A 19,103-nucleotide genomic window follows, 5' to 3' on the forward strand; every position below is an offset into this window, starting at 1 on the left:
AACATAGTATGAATTAAGATTTTACGGAGGGTGTCTTACATGGGCAAGAAAAAGAAGGATTGTCTTTTTCATGTTGATGGTTTCGAAGAATGGATGGATCAATTTTGTTCTGATTCTTGTAGTAACTTTAGTTTTCCAAATCAAATTCATATTGACCTTTGTGAAACAGAACAAGAATACATTTTAGAAACAGATGTACCAAATGCAACTGCACAAAATGTACTCATTAAAAAGATGGAGACAGGCCTAAACATTTGCATACTTCATAAAAATACTTCTTTACAGCGGATAATTCCTTTACCTGCTAATATTATTTATAAGAAGATGCTAGCCTGCTTAGAGAATGGATATTTAGCCATTCATATTTCCAAAAATGAAGTTGCTAATAAGCATGAAAAGAAGGTTCTCTTTTCAAATTAAGGATTACTTTAAATTCAAATATAAGCCCCAGTCGCTTACTGGGGCTTATATTATTTCGCGTGTATTTCTATATTAGAATTTCTATCATATCTTTTTTTCAATAAACCTTTTGTAACTAAAAGTACAGGAAATGCTACAGTTGAAAATATAGCCAGCACCGAAAATACTACAAACCCATTTTGGTACCCGTAATAATCGAGAAGTACTCCTCCAAACCAAGGACCAATTACTCCTCCAATTCCTGAAAAACCCATAGCTCCAAAATATGTCCCTTTCAAATGTGAAACAGCTATCTCATCAATAAATACATCTGTCATTGAAAACATTAATACTTCTCCGAATGTAAAAATAATTGTACAAATAGCAGCCCCTAACATAGATTCTACTAGTCCAAATCCAAACAATCCCCCGCTCACAAATAACGTTCCAACCGTAATAGACGCTAACGGCGTATATTTTTTGCACATTTGAATAACAGGATATTGAATAACTACTACTGTAATTGCATTTAAAGCTAGCATATATGAGAACAATTTTACTCCATCTTGAAATATATGTGCGTTTGCAAAATATTGAGATACTGTCGTCGTTAAATGTGAAAAACCACTATTACTCAAAATAATACCGACTAAAGCAACTAAAAATACTATGTCTTTTCGCAAAATCCGAACCGCATTTAACATTGTGACCGGATTTTTTGTAGTTACTTTCTTTTTATCAAGTGGATATTTCTTAAATTGAAGCGCTAATATAACTGTATATAAAATGTACACTCCAGCTGCTACTAAAAAAGGAATTGTTGATTTTGCGCTTCCAATCTGTAATCCTACAAGTGGGCCAATAGCCACTCCCACATTGATTGCACCATATCGTAAGTTATAGACGAGTAACCGATACTCTGGCTTCGTTAAATCTGATAATAACGCTCTTGATGTCGGTTCAAAAAAAGAACGACATAATCCATTCAAAGCGTTTAATAAAAAGAAACTCAAAACATGATCTGCAACTGAAAATCCTATAAATACAAACACCCAAACAATCATGGACCATATTATAATCATCTTTCGACCAAATCGATCCGATAAATTACCCCCAATAAAACTAGCAAACACTCCAACAAGCGCACTCGTTCCAATAATAGCACCGGTCATGCCAGCCGATACGTCTTTAACAGTCGTTAAATAAATCGCTAAAAAAGGAATGCTCATTGAAGTTGCAAACCTAGCAAATAATGTCCCTATAATGATACTCATTCCAAGTGGATGAATATGCTGTAACTTCCCCTTCATCTTTAAACCTACTCTCTCTTTTCCTACATAAAAAAAGAAAGCAAAGGATCTGCTTTCTTTTTCCTTTTTCTATACTTGAGATGTTTATACCCGAGCTGTTCTCGTTATTTCCATATCAATTCCATATGTAAACTGTAGTTCTTTACAAACATCTTTAATTAAAATTGCGACATTATACTTTTCATTAAATTCTAAAACTATGTTTTCTACTTCTTCATATGTATACTTATATTCTCCTGTAATGACACTTTTTAAATCAAAGCTTTCATTCATACAAAGTTGTACAAGTAGTTGATCATATTTTTCTATTACATCTTCTTTCTTCCAAAGTAACTCCTTTACATATAACCGATCAAACTTCACACTTTCTCGGTTACAATCCGTTAAAATCCGGGTCATTTCATTTAATTCTCGGTATAATTCAGAAATATTTCTGCTTAAACTAAGCATTTTATCTACGCCGTTTTCATATAACATTTCATTCCACCCCCGCATTTTCTTCTTATTATAGCAAGAAAATTCTAAAAATAGTTTCTTTCTTCTGAAATATTAGGAAACTAATTTCAATTGCTTTACAATGAAACTAGCTAACACGAAAGGGGAAAGAAACTTGGAGCAAAAATTATATTACACTGACGCTTATAAGAAAGACTTTACTACTAAAGTTATAAAGCAAGATTATTGTACAGAAGGAAACTTATATGTTGTTTTAAATGAAACTGCATTTTATCCAACAGGCGGCGGACAACCACATGACACTGGAACTTTAAATGGTATTCCAGTAATTAACGTTGAAGAAGTAGATGGAGAAATTCGCCATTTCATAATAGAACAATTACATACGGAAGAAGTAGAGGGTAAAATAGATTGGGAGCGCCGTTTTGATCATATGCAGCAACATACAGCTCAGCACATTTTATCTGCCGCTTTTTGGGATCATTTTAACATACCCACTATCGGATTCCATCTTGGAAAAGAAACGGTAACAATTGATTTAGAAACTGCTAACCTTTCTATAGAAGCTGTTGAGAAGGCTGTACAAATTGCTAATCAAATTGTTTTTGAAAACCATCCAATTCGCATTAAATGGATGAACTTAGAAGAAGCAAAAACATTACCCCTTCGCAAAGAACCAACTTTGACAGAAAATATACGCGTTGTTATTATCGAAAATTATGATTACAACGGTTGCGGCGGAACGCATCCGAAACACACTGGTGAAGTAGGTCCTATTCAAGTACTAGGATGGGAGCGAAATAAAGGTGGTATACGCTTAACGTTTATCGCTGGATGGCGTTCTCTTACATTAATGGGACAACATCAACAAATTATGAAAGATGTTTCTAAACAATTGAACAGTAGCGAAACTGATATTCCAGCAAAAGTAGCACAACTTCTTACATCTCAAAAAGAAAACGAAAAAGCAATACAAGCAATGAATGAAAAATTATTATTTGCAGAAGCAAATGAACTATTACAACAGCCTGCAGAAATACATACTGGAACACTTATCTCTAAAGTATTTACAAACCGCTCTATGCAAGAAATTGCAAAACTGTCTGCTATTATTACAGAGCAACAAGAACATGCAATTACTTATTTCGTCATTGAAAACGAAGAAAAACTACAATGCATCTTAACTTGTGGTAAAGCAGTAACACTCGATATGAATACACTTTTAAAAGATGCTCTTCCTGCAATTGAAGGAAAAGGTGGCGGAAATAAAAAGAGTGCTCGCGGCGGTGGGAAAGCGATTATGAGCGGAGATGAGTTTTTAAATCAGCTTGTTTCTTCTTTACAGTCAGCTGTGTAAAACATTTTTTGTGAAGGATAGCTAACAGCTATCCTTCCTCTATATTTACAGACCAATATTCTGTTTTAATCCTTGATAACTCCCTGCATTCGAAAAACCTTCACTTATAAGGGTTATAAAAGTTTCAGAAAAGCCATAATGAATCAATTCTTTAATTGGTATCATTTGCACATCATGAATCGGATTATGATCAAACTCGTTAGAAGGGAGCTTAATTTCACCTTCAATCCTTTCAAGCAGAAATGTAATATGTAATAAAGATGGAAGAGCATCTGGTTTATCACAAACATAGAGTAGGTTCTTAATTTTAACTTCTAACCCTGTTTCTTCTCTCATTTCTCGAATCATCGCTTCTTCTAGCATTTCACCGTTCTCTACCCTTCCTCCAGGTAAAGACCAATTCCGATTAGCAACTTTTTGGTTTACTAGCAATACCTTATCATCTTCAATTAAAATTCCAGTAACACGAACGTGCATTACATTTTCCATATGCAATCTCCTTTTCCAATTAAATTCACAAATTAATCCTTCCACAAAAAGAACGTATGTTTTATAATTAAAGAAAATTATGGAAGAAAGAAGTTGTTACATTCATGCGTCCACCTTTAACAAAGTCTATATCACTCGAAGATTTCCAAAACTATTATTGGTTAAAAGCAGAACTGCAAACATTTTGTCGTGAGCATGATTTACCAGCTAGTGGCTCAAAAATCGAAATAAGCAAGCGTATCTCATATTATTTAACTACGGGTAAAGTATTAAAAAACAGTTCTCATCCAAAAGTGAGTAAAGCCTCCCTCTCTTATAAAGAGCTTTCTCTTCAAACAATTATTACTGAAAATCACCGCTGTAGTGAAGATGTGCGTGCTTTTTTCAAAGAAAAAATTGGAGAAAACTTTCGCTTTACAGTAGCTCTTCAAAAGTTTTTTAAAGAGAATATCGGAAAAACATATGAAGACGCTATAGCGTTCTGGTATGAAGAAAACGAACGTAAAAAAGCTCCCTCCTATAAAACAACTATCAGCGCACAGTTTGAATACAATCGTTTTACTCGTGCTTTTTTCGAAGACCCATACAACAAAGGAAAATCAAAAGCTGATGCTATCGCTGCTTGGAATGAAATAAAAGCAAAACCTGGTAGCAATGTTTATGTTCCTCAAAAAATAGAAAACTAGTTATCTTGCTAGTCTTCTACTTTTTCAAATAATAGAGCAAGTCCAATTCCCCCACCAATTCCTAATGTCGCAACTCCATATTTCATATGCGCTCTTTTAGCCTGATAAAACAAGCGTGTTACAAGCATAGCTCCAGACGCACCGTACGGATGACCGAGTGCTATTGCACCACCATTTACATTTAACTTTTCATACGGAATTTGTAACTCCTTTGCACAAGCCACAATTTTTGAAGCAAATGCTTCATTTATTTCAAAACAATCAATGTCCTCTACTTTTAAATTCATTTCACTTAACAATTTATTCACTGCAAATATCGGACCAGTCCCTGGAAGATTCGGATCCACCCCAACTACAGCACTGCGAACGAAACGAAGAACAGGCTTATATCCTAATTTTCGGGCTTGCCCCTCTTCCATTACAAGAACAGCACATGCACCGTCATTTACACCACACGAATTTCCTGCTGTCACCGTTCCATTTTGCCAAAATACAGGTTTTGTTCTCTTAATCATTCTTTCATACTTCATTTCTCGCTTTATAGCTTCATCTAATAATCCATTAATTGACAACATTTCATCTTGTATATATCCATTTCCTAACGCTTGGAGCGTCCGTTTATAACTAAGACAAGCATACTCGTCTTGCATTTCTCTCGTTATGTTATGACGCTCCGCAACATATTCAGCTGCTACTCCCATATCAGGATCACCAATTGTTTCAGGTGAAAATCGCGCTCTCTTTTGAAAAGACGACGTACTTGTACTCTCTACTCCCCCAGCGATATAGCACCTACCTGCCCTACCTTGAATGAGATGACACGCGGTGCGAATTGCTTCCAATCCAGCACCGCATTGCCGGTCAATCGTTACACCAGGAATATGATAACCAAGTCCCGCTTCTAAAGTAGATAGTCTCGCAACGTTACCTCCTGGTCCAATAACGTTACCTAATATAACATCATCTATTTCTTTCTCAATTCCTTTACCTAGAAATGAAAGAAGTGGCGCTGCTAATTGCTGAACTTCATACCCTTTTAACATCCCATTCTTCTTACCAATGGGTGTTCTTTTCGCCTCTACAATAACCGCCCTATTCATACATACTCTCCTGGTTTTTAATCATATTTTTTGCTGCAACACGAGCAATCTTCCCGCTATTTGTATAAGGTATTCCATCAATAAAATACCATTCTTTCGGTATTTTAAAAGCGGATAATCGTTGTAAGCAAAAACTCTTTAATTGTTGCTTCGTAGCACTCCCTTTTACGATAGCGACAGGCTTTTCCCCCCAGTAACTATCTTCTACACCAACCACAACTATTTCTTCAACAGCTGGATGTGTCTGTACTACCCTTTCTATTTCTTCTGGGAAAATATTGATTCCTCCAAATAAAATCATATTCTTCTCTCTACCAACAATATATATAAATCCCTCTTCATCTTTATAGCCTACATCTCGCACTGTCATCCAGCCATCTTCGCTCAAATCAGGAACTAAAACTCCATCTAATATGTATCCCATAAAAAACTGATCACTTTTTACGTAAACAGTTCCTATCTCACCTAACTGTACTTCTTCTCCTGCTTCATTACATATTCGAACTTGCACATTGTGACAAGGTTTCCCTACTGAATTTGGCCTTCTTTCGCTTTCTTCATCGACTAATGCTGTTACAAAACTTAGTTCCGATGCACCGTAAAATTCATATTTTTTCGCATAAGGAAATATACGCTTTATTTTTTCTTTCGCTTCAGCTTCCCATTTTGCTCCTGACGAAATAATTTTCATTTCATCTTCTATTATTCTATGTTCTTTATATAAAGACTCCAGCATTGTTGGTACTGTATACATGACCGAAATATTTTCAGTTTCTAGCTTATTTAGCACTTGATCTGGAATAAACTTTCTCATAACGTGCACCGTTTGCCCTACATATAATGCACTTATTGCCCCGTATAAGAAAAGAGAATGAACAAGCGTCCCAGCTATTAAAATAGAATCTTCCTTTTTCATACGAAAGTCATGTACATTACAATCAAAACTATGAACCCACGACTGTTGCGCACGTAAAAATACTTTTGCCTTTCCTGTTGATCCCGATGTAAATCCCATATAAAAAGGAGCATCTTGTACATTTTCTACAGAATGGTATGTAGGAAGATAGTTCTCAATCATTTCTTTCCATTCTTCAATCTCAATAATCCTCCCTTCTTCGCAGGATATATCATTTAACCTATACTGCTCCGCCACAATAACATCCGGTTTACTAATCACTAGTCTGTCTTTAAGCTCATCTCGTTTCCATTTTATATCTAGCGGCACACAAACCCATCCAGCCATAGCAGCACCAGCAAATATTTGTAAAAATTCAACACGATTTTCTAATACAATTGCTATTGTCTTATTCTTTGATTCTTTTTCATTCAACCAGTTTGCTACTTTACAAACTGACTCGTACCAATCTTTATATGTTAACACTCTATCATTTTCTTTAATCGCTATTTTATTCGGTTGTAAAGAGGCATGTTTTTTATATTCTTTCGTAATTCCCATGTGAGATGTCCTTTCTCTACAAAATAATAAAAAGAAACACGCAATGAACGTGTTTCTTCTCTTTCTTATCCCGCATTTGTATATTTTCCATTCTTTAAAGCGGGCGTAATAATGTGTTTCAATGAACGATGTAATTTTGTCACGAGAATTGCTGCTATAATCGCTTTTATGCAATCACCTGGTAAAAATACGACACTTACTTTCATCGTTTCCCATATGGAAATATCCATTACGAAAGCTTGTACAATGATACCAAATACATAAACTACGAAAATACCACCAATTATATTAATACATAATACTTTTATAATAGAAACTTCACGTAAACGCTCAATTAAATAACCAATTACAAATGCCCCTACAATATAACCAAGTAAATATCCTGCACTTGGCCCAACAAATACGCCTGGACCCCCGCGTCCACCTGCAAGTAGTGGCGCTCCAACTCCTACAATAAGTAAGAAAATAAGCTGACTTAGTGCACCTAGACGTGATCCTAGCAATCCACCTGCAAGCATGACTCCAAGCGATTGCAATGTAATAGGAACAGGTGTAATAGCAAGAGCAATCGGAGGAATTAACCCTAACACTCCCATAATCGAACTAAATAAAGCGACGAAAACTAAGTTTTTTGTATTCATGTTTGCTTCTCCTATTTGTAAACTTAAAGTTAATTTTAGATAACATATTACAAGAATTATATTATCTTTCAACTCACCATTTGTCAACTTAGTTTTAACTTAAGTTTACAAATAAAAATTCAATTATTTCTCTTTATGCAAATGCTCAAGTTCTTTCCTAAGCGCCTGTTTTAAAAACTTCCCAACAGATGTTTTCGGAATTTCCTGCATAAATACAATATCGTCTGGTAACCACCACTTCGCAAACTGTGGTTTTAAAAATTCATATAGTTCTTCTTTTGTAACGGTGCTATTTGCCTTTTGTACAACGCAGGCAACTGGACGCTCTTGCCACTGCGGGTGTGGAACTGCAACAACGGCCGCCTCAAATATAGCGTCATGTGCCATTAGAGCATTTTCAAGGTCAACTGAGGAAATCCATTCTCCACCGCTTTTAATAACATCTTTCGTACGGTCAACAATCTTTACACAGCCTTCCTCATCGACTGTTACAACATCACCAGTATATAACCACCCATCTCGAAAACCTTCGACAGTACGCTCATCGTTATAATAGCTTGCAGCGATCCATGGCGCTCGTAAACATAGTTCTCCCATCTCCGTACCATCCCACTTCACTTCACCATTTGTACCGACTACTTTCATCTCTACACCAGGGACAAGATATCCTTGTTTTGAGCGGATTTCTAATTGCTCTTCATATGATAATTCTGTTTCATAACTTTTTAAACGTGCAAGTGTTACGAGTGGGCTTGTTTCAGTCATACCATATGCATGTACGAAAGGAACATTATATTTTTGCTCAAATGCTTTAATAACGCTTTTCGGTGCAGCAGCACCACCGCATAATATTCTCGTTATACTAGATAAATCGTAACTATTATTTTCTAACTCTTGTAATACACCGAGCCAAATTGTCGGCACACCTGCAGCTATCGTTACTTTTTCAGTTTGAATCATTTCTAATAAAATTTTCGGCGTAAACATCGGCCCCGGAAGAACTTGTTTTGCCCCAAACCAAGTAGCCGCAAAAGGAAGTCCCCAAGCGTTCACATGAAACATTGGCACGATAGCCATTGCTGCATCACTTTCCGATAACGCTGCTGTATCAGCTAAACCAAGTGCCATACAGTGCAGAACTGTACTACGATGTGTATAAACAACACCTTTTGGATTCCCTGTAGTCGCTGACGTATAACACATACCAGCAGATGTATTTTCATCAATATCTTTTACAAATTGGAAATTGGGATCGCCTTCTTCTAATAGCTTTTCATAATGATATACAGGCTCCAGTGTAGTTTTTGGAAGTTCGTCTTTATCAGTCATAATAATGTAGGCTTGTACAGTTGATAATTGTGATTGAATATTTTCAACAAGTGGTACGAGATCTTCATCAATAAGTAGGATTCGATCTTCTGCATGTTGAATAATGTATGAAATATGTTGAGGAGATAAACGAATATTAATTGTGTGTAAAACGGAAGCAATACCTGGAATAGCAAAATATGCTTCTACATGTCGATGATGATTCCACGCTAACGTTCCTATGCGCTCGCCTTCTTTAATTCCAAGCTTTGTTAACGCACTTGAAAGTCTTCTTGTCCTTTCCCCTAGCTGCTTATACGTTAATGTCGTAACTGTATCATGTGTCCGTGAAATAATTTCTTTCTTTGGGAATAGTTTTTCTGCCCTTTCCATCATAGAACTAATTGTTAGAGGTACATTCATCATCATATTGTTTACATCCTCCCTTTAAGGCGTTTTCATTTCTGTATATTATAACAGACTTCTACAAAAAATTACGATATTTTTCTGTATTTTCTGAATTATTTCTTTGGAAATAATTCAGAAAATACTAAGATAAAATATACTAAAATTCTTTCTTACGATATATAAATACCGAAATGAAAAAAGAAAAGATATATATGATAACGCCAAATATTGTATATAGAATTGAAACGTATACAGATGAATTTAAATTTGATATTGGAAATTGTTCTATTAGATAGCCAATTACACTTTGCAATCCAAAATAAGTAACAAGTCCCCCGCATGCGCCTCCAATTGTAATAGCATCAGATTTTTCTGCTCCAAAAACATAGAGGAGTGGATAGGCTATTGCTCCGGCATTAAGAATTATGAACGTCCCTAAAGAAACACTCTTAAATATATCATCATCAATTGGTGTATCTGAAACTAAACCATGTACATAAAATATTCCATACGATAATAAAGTACCAATAATTACAACTAAAAAATAGAAAAGATAGTGACTTTGCACAATGTTATTTCTAGTAACCGGTAAAGTAAGTACATATTTTTCATAACCCGACTTACTCTCATATTTAATAACTTCAAGTGCAGGAATCGCAGCAAATAAGATAATGAATGTAGCAATTAAACGGTACATTGAAGCATTGCCAAAATAAAAAACGAATCCCGATCCTAATATCGCTATTCCCATGAACATAAAGAAAGTTCGATACACTAGATAATAGTTTGTCAATAATAAACCTTTCATTTATTTTTCACTCCTCGTTAATAAAACACTTATTTCTTCTATAGAAATGGTTCTATGAGCAATCCCACTTGGTAATGTATGTACATCTGATACAAGTACATTGAAATAAGAACCATGATTCCTTTTCACCACAACTATATCTTTGTTGATTAAATTTAGTTGTTCCTCATTAACATCTACAATGGCATAACTATCCAAAACCTTATCCTTTTCTTCATTCAATAAAATTTCTCCATCTTTTATAACGATAAGGTGGCTAGCTATTTTTTCTACATCACTCATAATATGAGAAGAAAGTAATATACCACCATTACTTTTACTCACAAAACTCTTTAATTCCTCTAACACCTCCTCTCTAGATGAAGGATCAAGACCTCCCGTCGCTTCATCTAGGATTAATAATTTTGCATTATGCGACAATGCAACAGCTATAGATAGTTTCATTGACATCCCACGGGAAAATCTGCCTACTTTTTCATTAGTAGGTAAAGAGAAAGAATGAACTAATCGGTAAAAATTTTCTCTATCCCAAGATTCAAACATCTTTTCAAAAACCTTATTTAGTTGTTTTATTGTAAGATGAGCTGGTAGATTCATAGCATCAAATACAACTCCAATCTTCCCCTTAATCTTGGCATCTTTATTTATATTTTCTTCACCAAATATTTTTACTGTACCGCTATCTTTAGAAATTAATTCTAGTACTGTTTTAAATGTTGTTGATTTACCTGCCCCATTGTCACCAATGAATCCAACAATTGACCCTGATGGCACATTGAATGTAACATCTTTTAAAACAACTTTGCTTCCAAATGATTTACTTAAATTTTTAATTTCTAGAACGTTTGACATCATTTCACTCCTATCTTAACTTTTAATAAAGTGAAACTTTAATCAGTGGGGGTTTTGTTCATCCCCACTGATTATTAGCCTTCACCAATCGGGCTTTTACGGGCAGTTGATCCCCCACCTAACTTCTTTGCTTTCTCTGAATTTTGAGGTGGGGATCCTACTGCCCGTTAATGCGGGATAAAAATAGATTTTCTCCTATTAAAAATTATCCACTTTTTCTCTCACTTTCTTTTTTAGTTTAAAAATAATACGGTTGCTATATTCTTTATTTTCTACTAAAATTCGATACATCTCCCACACTCCTACAACACGAACAAAAAGATAGACTCCAATAGCAATAAGTACAACACAGTACGGATAATACTGCACTAATTCGCCTGAAGTGATATGCTTTTTCTCAAATAAAAATGGTATCGCTCCTGCTGCAATAAAACAAAATCCAACGATCATTACTGCAGCATACTTCTTCTTAATTACTTCATATCTTTTTGTCAATTCTTTTAGAAAGTTTTGATCAAATAGTAGTTCTTCTTTTTTCAATACATTGTATCGACTCTCTTCTATCGTTGCAGGTACCATCATTGCTCCAATTCCAAGGACAGCAATGATAATGACAAGGAATGTCGACATTGTTGCATTTTCTTTAAATAATAAATACGGTATTGTAGATAAAATAAGCAAACTAAACCCTAACGCGATATATTTTGAAATCTTTTGCCCGTACACTATATACCCTTCTGCCATTTCTTTACTTACGTAATAGCCATCCACATTTTCATTACTTTGCTCAGCAGTTTCTTTTAATAAATAGTCGAGTGATACTTCAAATACATTTCCAATCATTATTAACTTTTCAGTTTCAGGAAAACCTTGACCATTCTCCCATTTACTAACCGCTTGCCTTGTCGTGTTTAATTTCTCAGCTAATGCTTCTTGAGAAAGGCCCTTTTCCTTTCTTAATTTAAAAAGCTTTTCACCAAATCCCATATGTGTGTCCCCCTTTGTTTTCTTAACTAAATTGTATGTAAACATTGCCCTTATCTCTATCTTCCTGCGGTTGCACTTTGTCAACTTACGGTTGCGATTGTGTTATATAGCGGTTTTGTATACGATTTAGCTAGTTTTCTTCTATGATTATGGTGTTAATAAAACACCCTCTTCTAATAACCAATTATAACAATTAAAGGTAATTATTGTTATAAAAAAATAAAAACCCCTTATTTATTTAAAGGAGTTTTCGATATGAAATATTTCATTTATTCCTATATCTTTCTCGGGATATACAATACCTTTTCGTATCACGATATTTACCTTTCACAAACAAATCATTTTGAATCGTACCTTCATACTTCATATTTAAACGCCTCATTAATCTTTCAGATGCTTCATTTTCTGAATTGCATCCAGCTTCAATACTGTTAAGACGTAACTCATTAAAACCATAGTTAAAAAAAGCTAACGCAGCCTCGGTAGCTAATCCTCTTCCCCAATATTTTCGCGATAAGGTGTATGCAATTTCCGATTTATGTATAGTTGAATCATAACTTATAAATCCACATGTCCCTATGAGTTTCTGCTTCTCTTTTAATACTATTCCAAGAGGAGCGACTTTTTCTTTCTCATATCTTTCCATGATTTCATAAATAAACTTTTTCGTATCATTTAACGATCGATGTTCATCCCATACAGTATAAGTTGTTAATTTATTATCCGAAGCATACTCGAATATATGTAAAATATCACTCATATCAATTTTTCTTAAGATAAGACGTTCTGTATACAACGTTGGATACGACCACTTCTCAATAATCATAACGGCTTCTGCTTAAACTTTTCATAATTCCGTACTTTTAATAAAAGGATATTCCCGCAATCTGTACAAATATAAGCATCTACTGGTGAAGATGTGAACATCGTCTCCTTTTTCCGTATTTGTGCATAGCCGATAAACTCACCTTCACCGATGTGATGTGAGCCACAATACGAGCATGTCTGCACGTCTTTCTGTTTCATGAGAGCACCACCTTTAATCTTTTTCCACTCCCTTCGACAGCTAACTTCCATTTCCCTTCCAAAAAACTTCTTATTCTCTTACATTCCAACAGGAATCTCAGAACAAAAATCGTATATGTACTATGAAATATATTTATTGACGGAGGAATTTTATGAGTACTATTATGACAGTCAATGTAGCACAAGAAATTGAAAACGCAGAAATAGATATGCTTTCTTCTAGATTAGAAGTACTACAAGCACTGAGCGGAAATCCAATGCAAATACAAATAAAAAAATTCGGAAGTGCCACTGCCTTTTCATCAAAAGTAATTGCTGGTCCTGCTTTTAATACGGTAAAAGGCATTACATTTACAAATACAGATGAGCTAGATGCAATCATCTCTTATTATCAATCACTACAAATTCCTTGCCGTTTTGAAATCACACCAGCGCAAGGCACAACTGAACTATTTCAGCACTTATCTCAAAAAGGTTTTTACCAATCTAGCTTCCATACTGCTTTATATAGTATACCGAGAGAAGATTCATCACTTCTTCCATCTAACATTTCAGTACGCAAACTGAAAGAAAATGAGTTTCATACTTTTGCAGATATTTATGTACGCGGATTTAATATGCCGTCTTTTACAAAGGATGGTGTCCATCAAAATAACGAAGTTCTTTACAATAAACCAGGCTGGCATTTTTTCATAGCTGAAGTTCAAAATATCCCTGCAGGCATTGGTGTACTGTATGTAAATAAAGGTATTGCCTCATTAGCTGCTTCTGCTACTTTACCGGAATTTGAGCGTAAAGGGTGTCATACTGCATTAATTCAAAAACGAATAAAAACAGCTATAGCAACAGACTGTCATTTAATAGTTGGACAAGCTCGATTTGGTAGTGGTAGTCAAAATAATATGGAACGCGCTCATTTGAAAATCGCTTATACGAAATCAATATGGACTGCGAAAGACATGTAATTAACATTCTTTCTCTTCTCATTACAATCTTATACATTTTATCCCGCATTAACGGGCAGTATGACCCCCACCCCAAAATTCAGCGAAAGCAAAGAAGTTAGGTGGGGGATAAACTGCCCGTAAAAGCCCGATTGGTTCAACTAATAATCAGTGGGGGATGAATAACCCCCCCACTAATTAAAGTTTCACTTTATGACAATTTCTTTTCTATCCTATTAATCATTTGAATATTCAAACTGGATTTGTTATGCTATTACTAGATACATCATTCAACTTGCAATATGAAAAGAGAATTCTAATCAAACTACAAGGAGGAGAAATGTATGACAAAGCATGATCATGGTTTAAAAGAAAAAGTAGAAGGTGCCATTGATAAGGTAAAAGGTGAAGTAAAAGAAGTTGTCGGGAAAGTAACGGACAACAAAAAATTACAAGCCGAAGGAAAATGGGATAAAATGAAAGGCACTGCTAAAGATACGGTTGGTAATGTAAAAGAAAAAGCACATGAATATAAGGAACATAAATAATAAAAAACACGTTAGATGCATTTTCATCTAACGTGTTTTTTTATTTTATAAGATTTTACCTTTACTTCATATACATAATTAACCAAATAACATACAATATATTTTTATTTCTCTATACTCTTTGTAAGCGGTTCTTTAAAGGCATTTCTATTCCACACAGCAAAAACAATAAGAGAAATAATAAAGAATACAACAAGACATATACCCAAATAATCAAAATTAACTAGCTGTATGAGATTCCAAAACGGGCCCTGTAAATTATAGCTTTCAATAAGCAAAGATAATAGTTGATAACCCCCTATTAAAAAAGCCGTTATAACAGATATTGAAGTAATTAATACATTATATGAATTTCTTATTCGACTATTTTCCATTGCCCACTTATAATTCGTATTCATGAATGTACTATCTAATGTATCCATCAACGACATTCCTGCAGCAAACAAAATGGGAAAAGCAAATATACTTACAAGCGGGATAGATTGACTTGTTGCAGTTACTGTAGAAAGAGCAATTAATCCAATTTCACTTGCTGTATCAAAACCAAGACCAAATAAAAAACCGATCATATACAATTGCTTTTGACTATCAATAAACGTAAATAAGCGCTGCGTAAAACGGTATATAAATCCTAAGTTTTCTGGCTGCTTATCCTCTTCGCTTCGTAACACTTTAATAAGATACAACAGATTGGTAAGCCCAATAATAATAAGAAATGTACTAGAAACAATTGTGCCGATAATACCGCCTATAGTAGAAAAACTCTCCATTCCATGTTTTGCTGTTTTTCCAATTAAAGCAATTAATACGATCATCACAAATACTACAGTAGAGTGTCCTAATGAGAAGTAAAACCCCACCCCCTGTGAGTTTTTACCTTTTTCAATTAATTTCCGAACAGTATTATCAATTGCGACAATATGATCACTATCAAACGCATGACGCAATCCTAAAGAATATGCAATAATAGCCATTCCAATTATGCTATTGCCTTTATACAGTGCAGGTAATAATAAGAGAATTCCAAGCACATGAAGAAATATAATAATAACAAAAAAATTAGTTGCTTTTTTCAGTTCACTTTTCCACATAGTTACTAACCCTTTCTACTTTAGATTGAATACTCTTGAAAAAGAAAAGTGCCATAATAAAAACTACAATCGTTATAATAGTCACTAAAATAATCACAAAATTATTTAACACGTCTGTATGATTTGTAAGTGTTAACAGGGCTGGTATCGTTGCAGTAATCCAAGATTCAATGAAGCAAACAATCCCTACATAAATATGAATCTTCTTTTTCAACCCATCTTGCAGGAAAAATAAAAACCAAAGGAACGCCCAAAAGAACCAAATTATTGTACTTTGTAGACTTCCACTCTCATGTAATTGATTCACTATTCCCATAACCGTTGCAATAATAGCAACCCAAAGAGAATAGTAACCTACACCTGAAGAATCAAGTTCTAATATATTCGTAAGGCCAACATATAAATAAGTAAAACCAAATAAAAAAATAGTTCCATTAGATAGGATAGTCCACTCATCAGATTGACTTCCTGTAAATAATAAATATAATGGTGTCAAAGTTTGTAATGCCCCTACAAATAAATTGAAGTACCCTACACTTTTGCTATCAATGAGTTTAAAAGCTGCTAGTGCATTCATAAATAGAACTGCACCGACAAATAATAATCCCACATTAGTCATAGTATCCCCTTCTCCTACTTAATATTTTCGATAGGATGTTAATTCTTCATGCAGACAATTCTCTCTAACAAAACGATGACACTGAAAAAATATAGACTCCATATCCTCTGTATTATGACTAAGTATGCGTATGACAAAGCCTTTACATGGCATAGTAGATATTCCAATCTTCATATTGTTAGTGTTGGAAAGCGAAGTTTTCAATGCTGCAATTAAATCATTTGTAATGTTCTCATTAATAACTATGAAAGTACCATAATGGGAATATTGATTTAATATTCCCATTTGATCTAACGACTCTTTGAAAGGGTTTAACAATAGATGATCGTAAACTACAAGTTTGTTTTCCATATATATTTTTGTTAGCGAATCAAAATACTGGTATGTGAACTTCTCCATATTTGGAGACCAACCAGGCGTAACTGAATCGCATAAAATCAATGTAGAATTATTTTGCATATATACATTTGTTTTTTGCTTATATGCTGCATCCTTGTACATAATCAACGGATCTGGTAAATACTCCATAACAGCATTTTCGCCAATATAAACATTCAATTCTTGCAAAGCATAACTATTTGGAGTCTTGTAAACTTTCGTTGCTGATTGGCTTGTTATATATGTTTTCGCATCTTCATGAACATTTATATTTATAGAATAGAAATCTCCTTTTAAATAACCTCCACCAGAATTCATGATATAGTAATATGCTCTACCATAATCGTCCAAATATATTGGCTGTGTTACTTTTAAGGCATCTTTATGATAAACCTTAATAGGTACCGTTTTATGTCTCTTTTCCATCACATCAATGCTTAAGACACCTGTAGTGGCTTTCATTTCTTCAATCCTTCTAACATGATGTTTTGTCGCATCCAATTTATTAATCCCTGTAAACCTTCTTCATCCTTCAAATTTGTAAAAAAATATGGTTTATTATGTCGGTAATTTTTCGTATCCTGCTCCATAACTCCAAGATCAGCCCCCACATAAGGTGCCAAATCCGTTTTATTAATCACAAATACATCAGATTTGATCATTCCTTGCCCACCTTTACGGGGAATCTTTTCTCCTTGTGCCACATCAATAATATAAATTGAAAAATCCACTAGCTCTGGACTAAATGTGGCAGCTAAATTATCACCCCCACTTTCAATAAAAATAATATCTAAATTACTATGTCTAATCATGAGCTCTTCAATTGCTTCAAAATTCATAGAAGCATCCTCTCGAATTGCTGTATGTGGACACCCTCCTGTCTCTACACCAATAATTCTATCTTCTGGTAAAACACCCGTTTTCAATAAAATCTTTGCATCTTCTTTCGTATAAATATCGTTTGTAATTGCTGCAATTTCATAATCTGTATTTAAATATTTCGTTAACTTTTCAACTAACATTGTTTTCCCAGCACCTACGGGGCCACCAATACCAATTTTAATAGGTTTTATCATTTTATTTTTCCTCCCTATGACATGAAGACTCTTACATTTACATCTTCATGTTGCATTTGATTTATTTCGAATTCAGGATCATTCAATCCAAAATTCTCTAATGAAAGTATTTGAATTCTAGCAATAGATTCACAGATCAATTCATGGCATTCTTGTAATAGTTTTTGACCATCTGTTTGTCCAAGAGGAATGGCTCTCACACCATTTTGAATAATGCTTCCAACACTTGAATATAAGAAAACTAAAAGCGTTTCTTCTATTGTCATTTTCAATTCCGCCCCTAATATTCCGTATACGATACTAGGATGTCCTTGTAATCTATTACAAAAAATATTTTCTTTGTACACATTTAAATTTTCAAATGAAAACAATTCACAACACAACTTAGAGGTACTTTTACTAATCATTCTATTTGCTTTTCTACATTCAAAGGGCAATGTTTGTGCCGTTATTAATTCATCTAAAAATGTAATTTGCTTATCATCATTATTCTTAATGGCTTCGTAAGTATACTTGCAAATTAAGCCGTCTGTGTGTGTTAATTGCACTTTTACATATCGATTAATCCATTTGAAAAATTCGCCTTTATTTGTAACTTGTCCCTCTTGAATAAATGTTTCTAATCCAAAAGAGTGACTAAAACTTCCTGTTGGGAAGTTCGAATCACTAATTTGGAGTAGGTTAAGTAGGTTAAATATGTTTGTGTGAAGCATGCTTGAACGGTTTTGGTAATACTCTATTTTCTTTTTGATAAGGAACACCTTCCTTTTTGAGTAAATCTTCTACTAAGTAGTCGTTCGCCAAAATCATACACCCTTCATCGAATTGTGCTGGCAAATGTCTATTTCCTAAGTTATGCGCAATAATTCCCATTTCTTTTATTGACGTTGGAGTAATTACAATTACCTCTTCTGGTAACACTTCAATATATACAATACGATGTTCATCTTCATATAAAATATCACCGTTCTTTAATGTTTCTCCATTATCTAAAGACACCCCAATTTCAAAACCAGATTCTGAATATAATTTCTGAACCCTCTTTAGTAAAAGCTCACTAGAAATCAATATTCTATCAAGATGCTTTTTTGTATTTGCAAAATCATTCATATTGCATACGTTGTTATTAATTTTTTCAATAATCATTTTATCTCCCCCGTTATA

The 19,103-nt window shown here is 34.2% G+C and carries 23 protein-coding genes; 5 read left to right on the forward strand and 18 right to left on the reverse strand.

Annotated elements, in window-relative coordinates:
• Positions 1-39 precede the first annotated feature (39 nt).
• The gene (locus FT637_RS00130) at positions 40-420 is read left to right on the forward strand and encodes an Hsp20/alpha crystallin family protein (RefSeq protein WP_193644682.1); all 381 of its coding nucleotides are present in this window, start codon (positions 40-42) and stop codon (positions 418-420) included.
• Positions 421-470: 50 nt separating this feature from the next.
• Here the strand turns inward: FT637_RS00130 and FT637_RS00135 are convergent, their stop codons facing one another.
• Positions 471-1,709 (reverse strand): MDR family MFS transporter, encoded by a 1,239-nt coding sequence (locus FT637_RS00135; protein WP_193644683.1) that lies wholly within the window; start codon positions 1,707-1,709, stop codon positions 471-473.
• Positions 1,710-1,793: 84 nt separating this feature from the next.
• The gene (locus FT637_RS00140) at positions 1,794-2,186 is read right to left on the reverse strand and encodes a hypothetical protein (RefSeq protein WP_193644684.1); all 393 of its coding nucleotides are present in this window, start codon (positions 2,184-2,186) and stop codon (positions 1,794-1,796) included.
• Between the two features lie 133 nt (positions 2,187-2,319).
• On the opposite strand from FT637_RS00140, the gene FT637_RS00145 reads away from it, so the two are divergent.
• Entirely contained in the window at positions 2,320-3,522 is a 1,203-nt protein-coding gene (locus FT637_RS00145; protein ID WP_193644685.1) for an alanyl-tRNA editing protein, read from the forward strand.
• A gap of 45 nt (positions 3,523-3,567) precedes the next feature.
• Here FT637_RS00145 and FT637_RS00150 read toward each other — a convergent pair whose 3' ends face one another.
• Positions 3,568-4,011 (reverse strand): NUDIX hydrolase, encoded by a 444-nt coding sequence (locus FT637_RS00150; RefSeq protein ID WP_193644686.1) that lies wholly within the window; start codon positions 4,009-4,011, stop codon positions 3,568-3,570.
• Positions 4,012-4,115: 104 nt separating this feature from the next.
• Between FT637_RS00150 and FT637_RS00155 the strand changes: the two genes are divergently transcribed.
• Positions 4,116-4,697, forward strand: coding sequence for a DUF6434 domain-containing protein (locus FT637_RS00155; protein ID WP_193644687.1), 582 nt, complete (start codon positions 4,116-4,118; stop codon positions 4,695-4,697).
• A gap of 8 nt (positions 4,698-4,705) precedes the next feature.
• On the opposite strand, the gene FT637_RS00160 is transcribed toward FT637_RS00155, so the two are convergent.
• The 9 genes from FT637_RS00160 to FT637_RS00200 form a co-directional block, all read right to left on the reverse strand.
• Entirely contained in the window at positions 4,706-5,797 is a 1,092-nt protein-coding gene (locus FT637_RS00160) for an acetyl-CoA C-acyltransferase (RefSeq protein ID WP_193644688.1), read from the reverse strand.
• A complete protein-coding gene (locus FT637_RS00165) occupies positions 5,790-7,253 on the reverse strand; it encodes an acyl-CoA synthetase (RefSeq protein ID WP_193644689.1) in 1,464 nt (487 codons plus the stop codon). Before FT637_RS00165 ends, FT637_RS00160 begins: the two co-directional genes overlap by 8 nt.
• A 65-nt stretch (positions 7,254-7,318) precedes the next feature.
• Positions 7,319-7,894, reverse strand: a complete 576-nt coding sequence (locus FT637_RS00170) for a biotin transporter BioY (protein WP_193644690.1) — start codon at positions 7,892-7,894, stop codon at positions 7,319-7,321.
• A 123-nt stretch (positions 7,895-8,017) separates the two neighbouring features.
• Entirely contained in the window at positions 8,018-9,631 is a 1,614-nt protein-coding gene (locus FT637_RS00175) for a long-chain fatty acid--CoA ligase (RefSeq protein WP_193644691.1), read from the reverse strand.
• 136 nt (positions 9,632-9,767) lie between these two features.
• Positions 9,768-10,418 (reverse strand): ABC-2 transporter permease, encoded by a 651-nt coding sequence (locus FT637_RS00180; protein WP_002111154.1) that lies wholly within the window; start codon positions 10,416-10,418, stop codon positions 9,768-9,770.
• The gene (locus FT637_RS00185; protein ID WP_193644692.1) at positions 10,419-11,270 is read right to left on the reverse strand and encodes an ABC transporter ATP-binding protein; all 852 of its coding nucleotides are present in this window, start codon (positions 11,268-11,270) and stop codon (positions 10,419-10,421) included.
• A 198-nt stretch (positions 11,271-11,468) separates the two neighbouring features.
• Positions 11,469-12,257, reverse strand: coding sequence for a helix-turn-helix domain-containing protein (locus FT637_RS00190; RefSeq protein ID WP_193644693.1), 789 nt, complete (start codon positions 12,255-12,257; stop codon positions 11,469-11,471).
• Between the two features lie 265 nt (positions 12,258-12,522).
• Positions 12,523-13,083, reverse strand: coding sequence for a GNAT family N-acetyltransferase (locus FT637_RS00195; protein ID WP_193644694.1), 561 nt, complete (start codon positions 13,081-13,083; stop codon positions 12,523-12,525).
• Complete coding sequence (locus tag FT637_RS00200) at positions 13,080-13,283, reverse strand: hypothetical protein (RefSeq protein WP_193644695.1); 204 nt, start codon at positions 13,281-13,283, stop codon at positions 13,080-13,082. The genes FT637_RS00195 and FT637_RS00200 overlap by 4 nt, the downstream gene beginning before the upstream one ends.
• 152 nt (positions 13,284-13,435) lie before the next feature.
• On the opposite strand from FT637_RS00200, the gene FT637_RS00205 reads away from it, so the two are divergent.
• Positions 13,436-14,248, forward strand: a complete 813-nt coding sequence (locus FT637_RS00205) for a GNAT family N-acetyltransferase (RefSeq protein WP_193644696.1) — start codon at positions 13,436-13,438, stop codon at positions 14,246-14,248.
• A gap of 323 nt (positions 14,249-14,571) precedes the next feature.
• Positions 14,572-14,775, forward strand: a complete 204-nt coding sequence (locus FT637_RS00210) for a CsbD family protein (protein ID WP_193644697.1) — start codon at positions 14,572-14,574, stop codon at positions 14,773-14,775.
• 104 nt (positions 14,776-14,879) lie between these two features.
• Here FT637_RS00210 and FT637_RS00215 read toward each other — a convergent pair whose 3' ends face one another.
• From FT637_RS00215 to FT637_RS00240, 6 genes are read right to left on the reverse strand one after another with little or no spacing between them, the layout of a single operon-like run.
• The gene (locus FT637_RS00215) at positions 14,880-15,866 is read right to left on the reverse strand and encodes a HoxN/HupN/NixA family nickel/cobalt transporter (protein WP_193644698.1); all 987 of its coding nucleotides are present in this window, start codon (positions 15,864-15,866) and stop codon (positions 14,880-14,882) included.
• Positions 15,853-16,485, reverse strand: a complete 633-nt coding sequence (locus FT637_RS00220) for an AmiS/UreI family transporter (protein WP_193644699.1) — start codon at positions 16,483-16,485, stop codon at positions 15,853-15,855. Before FT637_RS00220 ends, FT637_RS00215 begins: the two co-directional genes overlap by 14 nt.
• Before the next feature lie 18 nt (positions 16,486-16,503).
• Complete coding sequence (locus tag FT637_RS00225) at positions 16,504-17,325, reverse strand: urease accessory protein UreD (protein ID WP_193645499.1); 822 nt, start codon at positions 17,323-17,325, stop codon at positions 16,504-16,506.
• On the reverse strand, positions 17,322-17,939 hold the full coding sequence (ureG, locus tag FT637_RS00230) for an urease accessory protein UreG (RefSeq protein WP_000594929.1): 618 nt from the start codon (positions 17,937-17,939) through the stop codon (positions 17,322-17,324). Before ureG ends, FT637_RS00225 begins: the two co-directional genes overlap by 4 nt.
• Positions 17,940-17,953: 14 nt before the next feature.
• Positions 17,954-18,652 carry an urease accessory protein UreF gene (locus tag FT637_RS00235; RefSeq protein ID WP_193644700.1) on the reverse strand — a complete coding sequence of 233 codons (699 nt, stop codon included), beginning with the start codon at positions 18,650-18,652 and terminating at the stop codon, positions 17,954-17,956.
• Complete coding sequence (locus FT637_RS00240; protein ID WP_000582803.1) at positions 18,630-19,085, reverse strand: urease accessory protein UreE; 456 nt, start codon at positions 19,083-19,085, stop codon at positions 18,630-18,632. The genes FT637_RS00235 and FT637_RS00240 overlap by 23 nt, the downstream gene beginning before the upstream one ends.
• Positions 19,086-19,103 lie beyond the last annotated feature (18 nt).

The sequence above is a fragment of the Bacillus cereus genome (genome assembly GCF_015071065.1).
Lineage (GTDB): Bacteria > Bacillota > Bacilli > Bacillales > Bacillaceae_G > Bacillus_A > Bacillus_A cereus_BA.

Excerpts from the sequence above, each read along its gene's own strand:
- FT637_RS00130 (WP_193644682.1), top strand. The coding sequence starts at position 40 with ATGGGCAAGAAAAAGAAGGATTGTCTTTTTCATGTTGATGGTTTCGAA.
- FT637_RS00135 (WP_193644683.1), bottom strand. The coding sequence starts at position 1,709 with ATGAAGGGGAAGTTACAGCATATTCATCCACTTGGAATGAGTATCATT.
- FT637_RS00140 (WP_193644684.1), bottom strand. The coding sequence starts at position 2,186 with ATGTTATATGAAAACGGCGTAGATAAAATGCTTAGTTTAAGCAGAAAT.
- FT637_RS00150 (WP_193644686.1), bottom strand. The coding sequence starts at position 4,011 with ATGGAAAATGTAATGCACGTTCGTGTTACTGGAATTTTAATTGAAGAT.
- FT637_RS00155 (WP_193644687.1), top strand. The coding sequence starts at position 4,116 with ATGCGTCCACCTTTAACAAAGTCTATATCACTCGAAGATTTCCAAAAC.
- FT637_RS00160 (WP_193644688.1), bottom strand. The coding sequence starts at position 5,797 with ATGAATAGGGCGGTTATTGTAGAGGCGAAAAGAACACCCATTGGTAAG.
- FT637_RS00165 (WP_193644689.1), bottom strand. The coding sequence starts at position 7,253 with ATGGGAATTACGAAAGAATATAAAAAACATGCCTCTTTACAACCGAAT.
- FT637_RS00170 (WP_193644690.1), bottom strand. The coding sequence starts at position 7,894 with ATGAATACAAAAAACTTAGTTTTCGTCGCTTTATTTAGTTCGATTATG.
- FT637_RS00175 (WP_193644691.1), bottom strand. The coding sequence starts at position 9,631 with ATGATGATGAATGTACCTCTAACAATTAGTTCTATGATGGAAAGGGCA.
- FT637_RS00180 (WP_002111154.1), bottom strand. The coding sequence starts at position 10,418 with ATGAAAGGTTTATTATTGACAAACTATTATCTAGTGTATCGAACTTTC.
- FT637_RS00185 (WP_193644692.1), bottom strand. The coding sequence starts at position 11,270 with ATGTCAAACGTTCTAGAAATTAAAAATTTAAGTAAATCATTTGGAAGC.
- FT637_RS00190 (WP_193644693.1), bottom strand. The coding sequence starts at position 12,257 with ATGGGATTTGGTGAAAAGCTTTTTAAATTAAGAAAGGAAAAGGGCCTT.
- FT637_RS00195 (WP_193644694.1), bottom strand. The coding sequence starts at position 13,083 with ATGATTATTGAGAAGTGGTCGTATCCAACGTTGTATACAGAACGTCTT.
- FT637_RS00200 (WP_193644695.1), bottom strand. The coding sequence starts at position 13,283 with ATGAAACAGAAAGACGTGCAGACATGCTCGTATTGTGGCTCACATCAC.
- FT637_RS00205 (WP_193644696.1), top strand. The coding sequence starts at position 13,436 with ATGAGTACTATTATGACAGTCAATGTAGCACAAGAAATTGAAAACGCA.
- FT637_RS00210 (WP_193644697.1), top strand. The coding sequence starts at position 14,572 with ATGACAAAGCATGATCATGGTTTAAAAGAAAAAGTAGAAGGTGCCATT.
- FT637_RS00215 (WP_193644698.1), bottom strand. The coding sequence starts at position 15,866 with ATGTGGAAAAGTGAACTGAAAAAAGCAACTAATTTTTTTGTTATTATT.
- FT637_RS00220 (WP_193644699.1), bottom strand. The coding sequence starts at position 16,485 with ATGACTAATGTGGGATTATTATTTGTCGGTGCAGTTCTATTTATGAAT.
- FT637_RS00225 (WP_193645499.1), bottom strand. The coding sequence starts at position 17,325 with ATGAAAGCCACTACAGGTGTCTTAAGCATTGATGTGATGGAAAAGAGA.
- ureG (WP_000594929.1), bottom strand. The coding sequence starts at position 17,939 with ATGATAAAACCTATTAAAATTGGTATTGGTGGCCCCGTAGGTGCTGGG.
- FT637_RS00235 (WP_193644700.1), bottom strand. The coding sequence starts at position 18,652 with ATGCTTCACACAAACATATTTAACCTACTTAACCTACTCCAAATTAGT.
- FT637_RS00240 (WP_000582803.1), bottom strand. The coding sequence starts at position 19,085 with ATGATTATTGAAAAAATTAATAACAACGTATGCAATATGAATGATTTT.